The following is a 278-nucleotide window of genomic DNA, read 5'->3' on the forward strand; positions in this document are numbered from 1 at the left end:
TCATCCTCGAGGGCCTGCCGGCGGTGTTCCTGGCCGTGGCGGTGCTGTGGTTCCTGCCGGACGGACCGCGGGACGCGGCGTGGCTGCCGGCGGCCGAGCGGGACTGGCTGGAGCGGCAGCTCCGGGCCGAGGCGGCGCGCAACACCCGCCGCGGCCAGCCCGCGAAGCCGCCGCTCTGGGACATCCTGCGCGACCGGCGGCTCGCCCTCTTCGCCGCCATCTACTTCGGCTCGACGGCGAGCAGCTACGGGCTGTCGTTCTGGACGCCGCAGATCGTC

At 75.2% G+C, this 278-nt stretch carries 1 pseudogene; it reads left to right on the forward strand.

What is annotated here, in order from left to right:
* Positions 1–278, forward strand: a pseudogene (locus KZZ07_RS26855) (hypothetical protein); the annotation flags it as partial.

This window comes from Mameliella sp. CS4, assembly GCF_019392335.1.
GTDB lineage: Bacteria > Pseudomonadota > Alphaproteobacteria > Rhodobacterales > Rhodobacteraceae > Antarctobacter.